This window comes from Streptomyces sp. NPDC054834 (genome assembly GCF_053611185.1).
The window spans coordinates 134586-147752 of the sequence record NZ_JBSGZV010000018.1 but is presented as its reverse complement, the minus strand read 5'-3'; the positions used below and the strand labels follow the sequence as shown (position 1 = coordinate 147752).

9 protein-coding genes are annotated in these 13167 nt (G+C 70.9%); 5 read left to right on the top strand and 4 right to left on the bottom strand.

Annotated features, from left to right (window positions below):
• Window positions 1-208 precede the first annotated feature (208 nt).
• Complete coding sequence (locus ACWGJM_RS24580) at window positions 209-1009, top strand: GNAT family N-acetyltransferase (RefSeq protein ID WP_453413832.1); 801 nt, start codon at window positions 209-211, stop codon at window positions 1007-1009.
• On the opposite strand, the gene ACWGJM_RS24575 is transcribed toward ACWGJM_RS24580, so the two are convergent.
• The 3 genes from ACWGJM_RS24575 to ACWGJM_RS24565 all read right to left on the bottom strand — a co-directional run bounded on the left by ACWGJM_RS24575 (window position 1006) and on the right by ACWGJM_RS24565 (window position 2947).
• Complete coding sequence (locus ACWGJM_RS24575) at window positions 1006-1287, bottom strand: hypothetical protein (protein ID WP_453413831.1); 282 nt, start codon at window positions 1285-1287, stop codon at window positions 1006-1008. The two genes, ACWGJM_RS24580 and ACWGJM_RS24575, sit on opposite strands and share 4 nt — an antisense overlap.
• 1 nt (window position 1288) lies before the next feature.
• A complete protein-coding gene (locus tag ACWGJM_RS24570) occupies window positions 1289-1558 on the bottom strand; it encodes a maleylpyruvate isomerase N-terminal domain-containing protein (RefSeq protein WP_453413830.1) in 270 nt (89 codons plus the stop codon).
• Window positions 1559-2149: 591 nt separating this feature from the next.
• Window positions 2150-2947, bottom strand: a complete 798-nt coding sequence (locus tag ACWGJM_RS24565) for a rhomboid-like protein (protein WP_453413829.1) — start codon at window positions 2945-2947, stop codon at window positions 2150-2152.
• A 200-nt stretch (window positions 2948-3147) separates the two neighbouring features.
• On the opposite strand from ACWGJM_RS24565, the gene ACWGJM_RS24560 reads away from it, so the two are divergent.
• The 4 genes from ACWGJM_RS24560 (at window position 3148) to ACWGJM_RS24545 (ending at window position 10018) form a co-directional block, all read left to right on the top strand.
• Window positions 3148-3825 carry a spermidine synthase gene (locus ACWGJM_RS24560; protein ID WP_453413828.1) on the top strand — a complete coding sequence of 226 codons (678 nt, stop codon included), beginning with the start codon at window positions 3148-3150 and terminating at the stop codon, window positions 3823-3825.
• Window positions 3826-3948: 123 nt separating this feature from the next.
• Window positions 3949-4689 carry a response regulator transcription factor gene (locus ACWGJM_RS24555; RefSeq protein WP_361809921.1) on the top strand — a complete coding sequence of 247 codons (741 nt, stop codon included), beginning with the start codon at window positions 3949-3951 and terminating at the stop codon, window positions 4687-4689.
• On the top strand, window positions 4686-5795 hold the full coding sequence (locus ACWGJM_RS24550) for a HAMP domain-containing sensor histidine kinase (RefSeq protein ID WP_453413827.1): 1110 nt from the start codon (window positions 4686-4688) through the stop codon (window positions 5793-5795). Before ACWGJM_RS24555 ends, ACWGJM_RS24550 begins: the two co-directional genes overlap by 4 nt.
• A gap of 416 nt (window positions 5796-6211) precedes the next feature.
• Window positions 6212-10018, top strand: coding sequence for a multifunctional oxoglutarate decarboxylase/oxoglutarate dehydrogenase thiamine pyrophosphate-binding subunit/dihydrolipoyllysine-residue succinyltransferase subunit (locus ACWGJM_RS24545; protein ID WP_453413826.1), 3807 nt, complete (start codon window positions 6212-6214; stop codon window positions 10016-10018).
• A gap of 102 nt (window positions 10019-10120) precedes the next feature.
• Here ACWGJM_RS24545 and fxsT read toward each other — a convergent pair whose 3' ends face one another.
• Window positions 10121-13126: an FxSxx-COOH system tetratricopeptide repeat protein gene (gene fxsT, locus ACWGJM_RS24540; protein WP_453413825.1), complete on the bottom strand. Its 3006-nt coding sequence runs from the start codon at window positions 13124-13126 to the stop codon at window positions 10121-10123.
• Window positions 13127-13167 lie beyond the last annotated feature (41 nt).

The window sequence follows — 13167 nt, the reverse complement described above, 5'->3', positions numbered from 1 at the left end:
TCTCCCCTTAGGCAGTCAAATTGAGCTATGCCGACTCAATGCTTGTGAGTCTTCGATTGTTCCCCAAGGGGTGTTCGCTGTGAGCGATCATCGGAAGACCTCCCGGCCCACCGCGGCGCGGGCCGCTTCGGCCACGTCTGGCGAGCCACTTCAGCCACCTCTGAAAGCAGTTGCCGCCCGCCCCCGCATTCCCCGTACCGTGCCCCCGATGAAGACCGACCCCGCGGCCCTGCTCGCCGCCTACGACACCCAGATACGCGCCACTCCGCCCGCCCCGCCGCCCGGGATCACGCACGAGTACGAAGGCAGGCTGCTGCGGGTCGTCGGGGATTTCCGCGGCTTCCTCAGCGCGCCGCCCGACCTGGGCCTGCGCGGGCGGGAGCTGGACGAGCTGATCGCCCGGCAGCGGGACTTCTTCGCGGCGCGCGGCGAGGCGGTGGAGTGGAAGATCCGCGGCCACGACACCCCGGCCGACCTGACCGACCGGCTGCGCGCGGCGGGGTTCGAGCCCGAGGAGCAGGAGACGGTGCTGGTGGCGCCCGTGGCGGAGCTGGCCGTGCGGCAGCCCGTACTGCCCGACGGCGTCACGCTGCGCCGGGTCACCGCCGACGCGGACATGCACCGGATCGCCGCCCTTCAGACGGCTGTCTGGGGCCAGGACATGAGCTGGCTCGCCGAGCACCTGATCGGGCGGCTCACGGTCGGCCCGGACGACATCTCCGTGCACGTCGCCGAGGCCGACGGCGAGCTCGTCTGCGCGGCCTGGCTGCTCTTCCGCCCCGGTACCGAGTTCGCCGGCCTGCTGGGCGGCTCCACGCTCGCCGAGTGGCGCGGCAAGGGCATCTACCGCGCCATGATTGCCACCCGCGCCGACCTCGCCGCCGCCCGCGGCGTCAGATACCTCCACGTCGACGCCTCCGCCGCCAGCGCCCCGATCCTGCAACGCCTGGGCTTTTACGCGGTGACGACGACCACGCCGTACGTCTGGTCGCCGGAGGGGCAGGCCTAGGGGGCTGCCTGGGCCGGCGGGCTGGCGGGGCAGAAGACCGTGCGGCCCAGGAAGGCCAGCAGGCGGGTGTGTGCGGGGGTGTTCGGGGGTGCCGGGGTCTCCTTGGCGAAGACTCCGGGCACCCGGAAGGCGTCGAAGTCCATCTGCCGCAGCGTGCCGAGCAGCCCCTCGCACAGCTCCTCGTCGAGCAGCGCCCGCCGGCCCGTCGCGATGGCCAGGTCGGCGCCGTGCACGCAGACCTCGGTGAGGTGGATCCGCGCCGCGAGCGGCCCGGGCACGCTATCGAGAGCCGGAGGGTGTGTCGAGGGCGCCGGGCCGGGTCCAGGCCACGCGGTCCAGCTCGGCCGCCGAGGCGTACGCGGCCTTCGGGTCGTCCGCCAGCCAGTCGGACTCGTGGTCGGCTTCGGGTTCCCTGCCGTCCAGCTGGGCGGCGAAGATGCGCATACCGCCCACGGTGTGGTTGAGCAGGCCGCGCGCGTCCCAGTCCGCACACGGCGTCGGAAGCGTCCACTGCTCGTCCGAGACCCCGCTCACCACCCGCCCGGTCATCCGGGCCTCCCCCGTGCGCTTCCGCCATGCCTTCGCAGGGTCATCGCTACACCAGCGCAACGGAGTTCACAGGAAACTCGCTGAAACTGCCAGTGCGGGGCGCGGCGGCGGGCCCGGGCGGCGAGCGGTGATCGCGGGGGCCGCCGTGGTGGCGACCGGGGACGGTGGTGGCGGTGCGCCGGGCGGTGCTACGAGCGCTGCCGGCCGGGCACCACGCACCGCAACCCGGCGTCCTCGGCTTCATCGATGCCTCCTCACCGGCACCCCACCCGGTTCGCGTACGTCGCCACGCGCAGCGCGCACGAAGTCAACACCCCGGAGCGGAGGTACGCCCACGCGCGCGTGCCCGAGCGGTGGGACCGCCCGTCCGTCGTCGAGGCCGGCGACGACGGCAAGGCGGACAAGCCGCCGTTCCTGCGTGTGGCACGGCACGCTTTCGCCGAGGGACGCGCGCTGCGCACCCTGCTGTCCGTGGACGACGCCGTGCGGGACTCCCACGACAAGCTGCGCGCGCTCGGCCGGCTGGAGAACACGCTGGGGCGCTCAGCACGGCCCGGCCACACGTCGGCTCGCGGCGGGGAGGTGGCGGAGTCAGGCGGTGCGGGACCGCTGCCAGCGTCTGACCAGTGGCCAGGTGGTGAGGCCTATGGCCAGGGAGATCAGATGGCCCCAGTTGGTCATCGGGTCGGTGAAGGCGATCAGGTCCTGGCCGATGATTCCGCCGGCCAGGGCGAGCAGCGGCCAGCGCAGCCATGGGGTGAGCAGGCCGGCCAGGGAGCCGACGCCGGCCGCCACGCCGAAGCTGATCCCGTAGTCCAGCCGGTGCAGGGAGCTGTGCGGCAGGTGCCCGGCGAGGACCGCGAGGCCGACGGGCACTTCGGTGGCGAGGGTGGCCAGTACGTGCCCGAGCAGGAAGATCCCGGCCGCGCGCAGTCCCCCTATCCGCCGCTCCAGCGCGGTCAGCACGAGCACGAAGGCGAGCGCGTACGTCGACAGGAGCCCGCCGGCGATCCACAGCGCGCTCGCGAGCAGCACCAGTACGGGCGAGCGCAGCAGATGCGCGACGTCCGTGCTGGAGGCCTCGTGGAGGGCGTGGACGAGGGACGGGTCGGCGTACTCGGTGAACAGCGAGGTCAGGGCGAGCACGGCCGCGTAGCCGACGGTGAGCGGCGTTCCGGTGGGGCTGGGGAGCAGCCGCCAGGGGCGGAAGGCGGGGGCCGGGGCGGGGACCGGGCGCGCGACCGCGACCGCCGCGGGACCACTCGCCGTCGCCGGGCCGCGTTGGCGCGGCACGCCGTCCAGCAGTTCGGCCAGTTCGGCGGACGGGCGGCCGTCCTCGGAGAGGGGCGGGAACGAGGCCGGCGACGCGGCACTCGCGGTCGGTTCCAAGGTGGGGCGCTCCCTTCCGTTCCGCCCCACCCTTCGCGTCCCACCCGCCGCTGTCTATGACCGACACCACGCGAGACCGGATTCACAGGAACCTTTCATCCTCCTCCTGCGTCCGCACGGACGGGCCGCCCTCGGCCGGCGCCCCGCAGGTCACCCGTAATTCGCCTGCCCGCCAAGCCCCGTTGGGGCAGGATGGCGCCATGGCAGCCACCTACGACATTCCCGTGGTCCTGGACCGTCGCGAGGGCCCGTACGGCGAGGTGGTCCTGCGCCGGCACGGCGAGTTGCTCCAGATCATCGCCAACGGCTGCTTCCTGATGGACACCTCCGACGGCCGTTCGGAGCGGCTGCTCGTGGACGCCGCGTACCGCGCGCTGGACGGCCGGCCGGAGCCGGACCTGCTGATCGGCGGGCTGGGCGTCGGCTTCTCGCTCGCACACGCGGCGGCCGATCCGCGCTGGGGCCGGATCACGGTGGTGGAACGCGAGCGGGCCGTCGTCGACTGGCATCTCGGCGGCCCCCTGTCCGCGCTCTCCTCCACCGCCCTCGCCGACCCGCGCACCCGGATCGTGGAAGGCGAGCTGCTGGCGCACCTCGATGAGACATCCGCCACGTACGACGCCCTGTGCCTGGACATCGACAACGGCCCCGGCTGGACTGTCACGGAGGACAACGAGGGGCTCTACTCGTCAGTCGGACTGGCGGGCTGTGCAAGGGCCTTGAGACCCGGCGGGGTGCTCGCGGTGTGGTCGGCGCGACCCTCACCGGAATTTGAAGGTACCTTGCGGAATGCCGGGTTCCGGCAGGTGCGTACCGAAGAGATCCCCGTTGCCCGGGGCGTTCCGGACGCCGTGCACCTCGCCATACGCCCTGGATAGCAAATGCGACGCCCATCCCCGTAATGTGCTTCCCTGACGCGGATCATTCAAGCGTCAATCGCAACCATGCGCAGACCGAGGAATCACCCCACTGGTTCCGGAAAGCACACTCAGGGGCGGGCGATGGAGCAGACACACACCTCCCACAACGGCGCGGCGGCGGCCACCCAGGGCGCACAGCGCCGGGTTCTGGTCGTCGAGGACGACCCCACGATCGTCGACGCCATCGCGGCCCGGCTGCGCGCCGAGGGATTCCTGGTGCAAACCGCCGGAGACGGGCCGGCCGCCGTCGACACCGCCGAGGCCTGGCAGCCCGATCTGCTGATCCTCGACATCATGCTGCCCGGCTTCGACGGTCTGGAGGTCTGCCGCCGTGTGCAGGCCGCCCGTCCGGTGCCGGTGCTGATGCTGACCGCGCGCGACGACGAGACCGACATGCTGGTCGGGCTGGGCGTCGGCGCCGACGACTACATGACCAAGCCGTTCTCGATGCGGGAGCTGGCCGCACGGGTGCACGTGCTGCTGCGCCGGGTGGAGCGGGCGGCGATCGCCGCGTCCACCCCGCGCTCGGGCATCCTGCGCCTGGGCGAGCTGGAGATCGACCACGCGCAGCGGCGCGTGCGGGTGCGCTCCGAGGACGTCCACCTGACGCCGACCGAGTTCGACCTGCTGGTCTGCCTGGCGAACACCCCGCGCGCGGTGCTCTCCAGGGAGCAGCTGCTGGCCGAGGTCTGGGACTGGGCGGACGCCTCCGGCACACGGACCGTCGACAGCCACATCAAGGCGCTGCGCCGGAAGATCGGGGCCGAGCGGATCCGTACCGTGCACGGCGTGGGCTACGCCCTGGAGACCCCGACGCCATGAGCGACGGGCCGGCCGCACGGAGAGGCCCCGGGGATCCCTGGGGCGGCGTACGCCCGTTCTCGATCAAGACCAAGCTGGGCGCGCTCGTCGTCACGTCGGTGCTGATCACCACCGGACTGTCGGTGATCGCGGTGCACACCAAGACGGAGCTTCGCTTCATCACGGTCTTCTCGATGATCGCCACCCTGTTGATAACGCAGTTCGTGGCGCATTCGCTCACCTCGCCGCTGGACGAGATGAACACGGTGGCCCGGTCCATCTCGCACGGCGACTACACGCGCCGGGTGAGCGAGAGCCGCCGGGACGAGCTGGGCGACCTGGCCCAGACGATCAACGTCATGGCCGACGAGCTGGAGGCACAGGACCTCCAGCGCAAGGAGCTGGTGGCGAACGTCTCGCACGAGCTGCGCACGCCCATCGCGGGCCTGCGGGCGGTGCTGGAGAACGTCGTCGACGGCATCGCGGAGGCCGACCCGGAGACCATGCGGACGGCCCTGAAGCAGACCGAGCGGCTCGGGCGGCTGGTGGAGACGCTGCTGGACCTGTCCCGGCTGGACAACGGCGTCGTACCGCTGCGCATGCGGCGCTTCGAGGTGTGGCCGTATCTCTCGGGCGTACTGAAGGAGGCCAACATGGTCGCCTCCGCGCGCGCGGGCATCGCCTCCGGCTCCGGCAGCCACACCCGTACGGACGTCCATCTGCACCTCGACGTCTCCCCGCCGGAGCTGACCGCGCACGCGGACCCGGAGCGGATCCACCAGGTCGTGGCGAACCTCATCGACAACGCGGTCAAGCACAGCCCGCCGCACGGCCGGGTGACGGTGAAGGCGCGGCGCGGACCGCAGCCGGAGTCGCTGGAGCTGGAGGTCCTGGACGAGGGGCCCGGGATCCCCAGGTCGGAGTGGCGCCGGGTGTTCGAGCGCTTCAACCGGGGTGCGGTGCGCCGCCCGCACGGCCCGGGCAGCGACGGCGGCACGGGCCTCGGCCTGGCGATCGCCCGCTGGGCAGTCGACCTCCACGGCGGCCGAATCGGCGTGGCCGAATCCGAACGGGGCTGCCGAATCCTGGTCGCCCTCCCGGGAGAACGCTCCCCCCTGAGCGGCTGACCCGCACGGCGGCCGGACCAGGCGTTCACCTTCTCGGGAGTGGATCCGCGTGGCGGCCGGAACCCGGTGGCCGGATTCGAGCGGGGTTGCCGGGGTCCGGTCACCCGTACGGGAGAGTCATCCGTGCCAAGTTGACGTAAAGTTCGAACCGGAGCCACATGATCCACGGCTGTCCCCGCTGGCGGACACGTGTGATCAGGGGGAGGCCTGCGGCGTGTCGCACCCAGGCCCCGACCGAGGCGGCCTTTCCGCGGGTGAACTACGCTTGTTTCCCGCCATATCAACCCCCGAAACGCACTTTTCGATGTGACTTACACGACGATGGACGGGCCCGACCTGACCTTCGCGGTCTTGGAGGCGTAGCCTTTATTCCCGCTGTCCATCACCTTGTGAAGCGGAAGAGGGCGGTTGCCGCCGTGTCGCCACAGTCCAGTAACTCGAGCATCTCGACCGACGACCAAGCCGGGAAGAACCCCGCTGCCGCGTTCGGTCCGAACGAGTGGCTCGTCGACGAGATCTATCAGCAGTACCTCCAGGACCCGAATTCGGTAGACCGCGCCTGGTGGGATTTCTTCGCTGATTACAAGCCCGGCGCCGCGGCCGCGGGGGCCGCGGAGACCCCCACCGCTGCCACTCCGGCCAAGCCCGCGGCTCCGGCCGCGCCCGCTCCGGCGCCCGCGGCTCCGAAGCCCGCGGCGAGCGCCCCGGCGCCCGCACAGCCCGCCGCGCCCGCCAAGCCGGCCCAGGCCGCGCCCGCCGCGCCCGCCGCACCGGCCGCCAAGCCCGCGCAGCCCGCGGCGCCCGCTCAGCCGAAGGCGAAGGCCCAGCCCGCCGCGGCGGCCCCCGCTGCCGCGGACGGCCCGGAGTTCGTGACGCTGCGCGGCCCGTCCGCCGCGGTCGCCAAGAACATGAACGCCTCGCTGGAGCTGCCGACCGCCACGTCGGTCCGCGCCGTCCCGGTGAAGCTGCTGTTCGACAACCGCATCGTCATCAACAACCACCTCAAGCGGGCCCGCGGCGGGAAGATCTCCTTCACGCACATCATCGGCTACGCGATGGTCCAGGCCATCAAGGCCATGCCGTCGATGAACTGGTCGTTCGGCGAGAAGGACGGCAAGCCGACCCTCGTCAAGCCGCCGCACGTCAACCTCGGCCTGGCCATCGACCTGGTGAAGCCCAACGGCGACCGCCAGCTCGTCGTGGCCGCCATCAAGAAGGCCGAGACCCTGAACTTCTTCGAGTTCTGGCAGGCCTACGAGGACATCGTCCGTCGCGCCCGCGACAACAAGCTGACGATGGACGACTTCACCGGCGTCACGGTCTCCCTGACCAACCCCGGCGGCCTCGGCACCGTCCACTCCGTCCCGCGCCTGATGCCCGGCCAGTCGGTGATCATGGGCGTCGGCTCCATGGACTACCCGGCGGAGTTCCAGGGCACCAGCCAGGACACCCTGAACAAGCTCGGCGTCTCGAAGGTCATGACGCTCACGTCGACCTACGACCACCGGGTGATCCAGGGCGCCGCCTCCGGCGAGTTCCTGCGTGCCGTCGCCAACCTCCTCCTCGGCGACAGCGGCTTCTACGACGACATCTTCGAGGCGCTGCGCATCCCCTACGAGCCGGTCCGCTGGCTCAAGGACATCGACGCCAGCCACGACGACGACGTCACCAAGGCCGCCCGCGTCTTCGAGCTGATCCACTCCTACCGGGTCCGCGGCCACGTCATGGCCGACACCGACCCGCTGGAGTACCGCCAGCGCAAGCACCCCGACCTGGACATCGTCGAGCACGGCCTCACCCTGTGGGACCTGGAGCGCGAGTTCGCCGTCGGCGGCTTCGCCGGCAAGTCGATGATGAAGCTGCGCGACATCCTCGGCGTGCTCCGTGACTCGTACTGCCGCACCACCGGCATCGAGTTCATGCACATCCAGGACCCCAAGCAGCGCAAGTGGATCCAGGACCGCGTGGAGCGCCAGCACTCCAAGCCGGAGCGCGAGGAGCAGCTGCGCATCCTGCGCCGGCTGAACGCGGCGGAGGCCTTCGAGACCTTCCTCCAGACGAAGTACGTCGGCCAGAAGCGCTTCTCCCTGGAGGGCGGCGAGTCCGTCATCCCGCTGCTGGACGCGGTCCTCGACAGCGCCGCGGAGTCCCGCCTGGACGAGGTCGTCATCGGCATGGCCCACCGCGGCCGCCTGAACGTCCTCGCGAACATCGTCGGCAAGTCGTACGCGCAGATCTTCCGCGAGTTCGAGGGCAACCTCGACCCGAAGTCGATGCACGGCTCCGGCGACGTGAAGTACCACCTGGGCGCCGAGGGCACCTTCACCGGCCTGGACGGCGAGCAGATCAAGGTCTCCCTGGTCGCGAACCCCTCGCACCTGGAGGCGGTGGACCCGGTCCTGGAGGGCGTCGCCCGCGCCAAGCAGGACATCATCAACAAGGGCGGCACGGACTTCACGGTCCTGCCGGTGGCGATCCACGGCGACGCGGCCTTCGCGGGCCAGGGCGTGGTGGCCGAGACCCTGAACATGTCGCAGCTGCGCGGCTACCGCACCGGCGGCACGGTCCACGTAGTGATCAACAACCAGGTCGGCTTCACCGCGGCCCCCGAGTCCTCGCGTTCCTCCATGTACGCGACGGACGTGGCCCGCATGATCGAGGCCCCGATCTTCCACGTGAACGGCGACGACCCGGAGGCCGTGGTCCGCGTCGCGCGGCTGGCCTTCGAGTTCCGCCAGGCGTTCAACAAGGACGTGGTGATCGACCTCATCTGCTACCGCCGCCGCGGTCACAACGAGTCGGACAACCCGGCCTTCACCCAGCCGCTGATGTACGACCTGATCGACAAGAAGCGCTCGGTGCGCAAGCTGTACACCGAGTCCCTGATCGGTCGCGGCGACATCACCCTGGAAGAGGCCGAGCAGGCCCTCCAGGACTACCAGGGCCAGCTGGAGAAGGTGTTCACCGAGGTCCGTGAGGCCACCTCCCAGCCGGTCGCCGGGGACATCCAGGCGCCGCAGGACGGCTTCCCGGTCGCGGTCCCGACGGCGGTCACCTCGGAGGTCGTCAAGCGGATCGCCGAGTCCCAGGTCAACATCCCCGACCACATCACCGTCCACCCGCGTCTGCTGCCGCAGCTCCAGCGCCGGGCGGCCATGGTCGAGGACGGCACGATCGACTGGGGCATGGGCGAGACCCTGGCCGTCGGCTCGCTGCTGCTGGAGGGCACCCCGGTCCGCCTGGCGGGCCAGGACTCCCAGCGCGGCACCTTCGGCCAGCGGCACGCGGTCCTCATCGACCGCGAGACGGGCCAGGACTTCACCCCGCTGCTGTACCTCTCCGAGGACCAGGCCCGGCTGAACGTCTACAACTCGCTGCTCTCCGAGTACGCGGCGATGGGCTTCGAGTACGGCTACTCGCTCGCCCGCCCGGACGCGCTGGTGATGTGGGAGGCGCAGTTCGGCGACTTCGTCAACGGCGCGCAGACGGTCGTGGACGAGTTCATCTCGTCGGCGGAGCAGAAGTGGGGCCAGACGAGCGGCGTAGTGCTCCTCCTCCCCCACGGTTACGAGGGCCAGGGCCCGGACCACTCCTCGGCCCGCCCGGAGCGGTTCCTCCAGATCTGCGCCCAGAACAACATGACGGTCGCGATGCCCACGCTCCCGTCGAACTACTTCCACCTCCTGCGGTGGCAGGTGCACAACCCGCACCACAAGCCGCTGGTCGTCTTCACGCCGAAGTCGATGCTGCGCCTGAAGGCCGCGGCCTCGAAGGCGGAGGAGTTCACGAACGGCCAGTTCCGCCCGGTCATCGGCGACGCGTCCGTCGACCCGGCGGCCGTGAAGAAGGTCGTCTTCTGCGCGGGCAAGGTCTACTACGACCTCGAGGCCGAGCGGCAGAAGCGCGGCGACAAGGAGACGGCGATCATCCGCCTCGAGCGTCTGTACCCGCTGCCGGGTGCGGAGGTCCAGGCGGAGGTCAACAAGTACCCGAACGCCGAGAAGTACCTGTGGGTCCAGGAGGAGCCGGCGAACCAGGGTGCCTGGCCGTTCATCGCCCTCAACCTGATCGACCACCTGGACCTGGCGGTCGGCGCGGACATCCCGCCGGGCGAGCGCCTGCGCCGGATCTCGCGCCCGCACGGCTCCTCCCCCGCCGTCGGTTCCGCGAAGCGGCACCAGGCGGAGCAGGAGCAGCTCGTGCGTGAGGTGTTCGACGCGTAGTCCTGTGTGAAACGGCGTCCTGTGTGAAACGGCGTCCTGTGTGACAGAGCGGAAGGGCCCGGCCCCGGATTCCCCGGGGCCGGGCCCTTCCGGTCGTTTCCGTCAGGTCGTCTGGGGCTCGAAGTCCCAGTACGGCCGGTTGCGGGAGCGGGCCGAGATGGTGTGGATGTGCTGCTTGCCGAGTGTGGCCTCCAGGTCGGACAGGGCCTCCTGCTCGACCTTCTCGGCCTGCTGGACGTCCCTCAGGCCGCGCAGGTCGGCCGCGTGGGCCACCCGGGCGGACAGGGTGAGGGGGTGGGTGCGGCCTAGGGACTCCGTCGCCCGGGTGATGGTGTCCCGGCTGAGCGCGGCGGCCCCCTCCGTGTCTCCCACCAGGTTGCGCAGGGCCGAGGCGTTGATGGCGCAGCCCAGGGCGTAGGGGTGGTTCTCGCCCACCGCCGCGGTCATGTCGGCCAGCGCCTGGTCGACCAGCACGTGTGCCTGGTCGCGTTCGCCGACCATGCGCAGGATCAGGGCGTGGTTGGCCCGCGCGCCCGCGATGAAGGGGTGCCCCTCGGTGAGCAGCTGCCCGTAGCGGGCCAGGATGGACTCGCTGTCCTCGCGGGCCTGGTCGATGTCGCCGTGCTCGCGGGCGAAGCAGCTCTGGCTGACGGCGGCGGCCAGGGTCTCCGGGTGCCGGTCGCCGACCTTGCGCTCGTAGCGTTCCAGCACCCGCGCCAGCATTGCCCCGGCGGCGGCCCGGTCACCGCCGCGCAGCCGGCACAGCGCCAGGTTGTGCTCGGCCCGCAGCGTCTGCGGGTTGTCGGCGCCCATGACGAGGCGGCACTCCCGGACGTTCTTCGTCTGGACGGACTCGGCCTCGGCGTAGCGGCCCAGCAGCCTCAGACAGGTGGCGTAGGACGCCTCCGAGAACAGCGCCCACGGGTGCCGTGCCTTGAGCAGGCGGCGGCGCATCTCCAGGGTCGTCTTGTCGATGTCGAGGGCCTGTTGGTAGTGGCCGAGCAGCCGGTGCGCGAAGCCCAGGTTGTTCAGCGCGTTGAGGGTGCGGGAGTCCTCCTCGCCCAGGAGGTCACGGTAGGCCGGGTACAGCCACTGGTAGTGCTCCAGTGCCTCCTCGTACCGGCCCAGCCCCCACAGGTTGGCGCCGACGCCGTTGGCCGCCCGCAGATGGTCCAGGTCCCGTTCGCCGCGCTCCTCGCGCAGGTGGTCCATCGCCTCCCGTTCGAGGGGCTCGCTGCGCTCGTAGTCGCCGGTGGCGCGCAGCAGGTTGGCGTACTGGTAGATCAGGTCGAAGACCCTCGGGTGGAACTCGCCGAGCAACGACCGCCAGGCGATCAGGGCACGCGCGCCGAGTCTGACGCCTGAGGTGTACTCGCCGGCGAAGTACATGTAGCGCAGGCAGTTCAGGACCAGGGTCTGCACCCTGCGGTCGTTGCTGTTCAGGACGTCGGCGTACTTCAGGTGCGGCACGATCTCCGCGTACGCGTCCCACAGACGGGTGTCCGTGGCGCGGCCGGGGTCGGCCGCCGCGAGGGCGCGCCGTACGACGTCGAGGAACTCCCGCCGGTCCGCCTCCGGCATGTCGTTGCGCACGATCTGGTGGACCATGCGGTGCAGGTACAGCGACTCGCCCGAGGAAGCGGAGTCGGCGCCCTGGTCGTGGGCCTCCAGGCGCACCACGGAGTACTGGCGCAGCTGGTTGATCACCCGGTTCCACAGCAGCGGGTCCTCGAGCAGCCCGGTGAGCTGTTCGGGCAGATCGTCCAGCGGCATCTCCCTGAGCAGTCGTACGGGGATGAAGCCGGGCGCGAAGAAGGTGCACAGCCGCAGCAGGTCGACGGACTCGGGGACCGTCTCACGGAGTTTGTTCAGCAGTATCGACCAGGCGGTCTGGAAGGCGACCGGGAAGTCGGCGGAGACCCGGACCACGTCCTGGTCGATGCCGCCCTCCAGCAGGGCGATGTAGTCCTCGACGGAGAGGTCGGAGTCGTTGAGCCAGCCGGCCGTCTGGTCCAGCAGCAGCGGCAGGTCCTCCAGGGCCTCGGCCAGCTGGTCTGCGTCCGCCTCGGACAGGCGCGGGGCGCGGCGCCGGATGAAGGCCACCGACTCGTCGCGGGAGTAGACCGGGATCTGGAGCAGCCGGCTGTTGTGTTCGCCCCACTGCGGGTTCCGGGAGGTGATCAGCACGTGTCCGGGGCCGGTGGGGACCAGGTCCCAGATCTGGTCGGGTTCGTCGGCGCCGTCGAGGATCAGCAGCCACCGGGTGGACGGCTCGCCCCGGCGCAGCGCGTCGCGTACCGCGCGCAGCCGCTCGCCGTATTCGGCGCCGGTCGACAGGCCGAGCTTCGGGGCGAGTTCGGCCAGCAGACGGCGGTAGGTCACGCGTTTCTCGGCGTTGATCCACCACACGACGTCGTACTCGGAGCTGAACCGGTACACGTATTCGGCGGCGAGCTGTGTCTTACCCACCCCGGACATGCCGTAGAGGGTGAGCACGCCCGCGCCGGGCTCGCTGCCGTTCAGCAGGTGGTAGGCCTCGTTCAGCAGCGGCTCGCGGCCTGTGAAGCGGGTGTTGCGGCGCGGTACGCCGCCCCACACCTCGGGCATGGCCGCCGGGAAGCGCAGTCCGCGCCGGTTCTCGGCGGGCTCGGGCAGCGGTTCGTACTCCAGGTCGAGCCGCTCGACGACACGCCGTTCGGCCTCGTCCGGGCCGGTGTTCACCAGGTCGACGGGCGCGAGGACGGCGGTGGCGGTGGGGATCGACGCGGTGGTCACCGAGACGGCGGCGAAGCGGGACGGGTCCGGCGCCACGACCTCGCGCAGCGCCGCGTTCCACTCCTCGTGGGTGCGCGGGCCGAGTTTGAAGTACCAGTCGCTGATGAGGATGAGAACGCGGCCCTCGGCCAGGCTTAAATCGCGCAGCAGTTCCACCAGCGGAACCTCGGGAGGCGCGTCCCACCGCAGGTACACCACCCGCAGGCCGCGCCGCTCCAGACGGTCCCCGATCCAGGCTGCCCAGGCCCGGTTGAACCCGGCGAAGCTGATCGTGACGGTCTGCTTCGCGGTCCCCCTCTCGGTTGACCCGAACGGCCTACGACTTCCAGACATGCAGCGGCCTCCCGCTCACGATTTTAGAAGCTGAACCCGGC

Bases quoted from the DNA above. Each gene is read 5' to 3' on its own strand.
- ACWGJM_RS24560 (WP_453413828.1), top strand. From the start codon at position 3,148: ATGGCAGCCACCTACGACATTCCCGTGGTCCTGGACCGTCGCGAGGGC.
- ACWGJM_RS24550 (WP_453413827.1), top strand. From the start codon at position 4,686: ATGAGCGACGGGCCGGCCGCACGGAGAGGCCCCGGGGATCCCTGGGGC.
- fxsT (WP_453413825.1), bottom strand. From the start codon at position 13,126: ATGTCTGGAAGTCGTAGGCCGTTCGGGTCAACCGAGAGGGGGACCGCG.
- ACWGJM_RS24555 (WP_361809921.1), top strand. From the start codon at position 3,949: ATGGAGCAGACACACACCTCCCACAACGGCGCGGCGGCGGCCACCCAG.
- ACWGJM_RS24580 (WP_453413832.1), top strand. From the start codon at position 209: ATGAAGACCGACCCCGCGGCCCTGCTCGCCGCCTACGACACCCAGATA.
- ACWGJM_RS24570 (WP_453413830.1), bottom strand. From the start codon at position 1,558: ATGACCGGGCGGGTGGTGAGCGGGGTCTCGGACGAGCAGTGGACGCTT.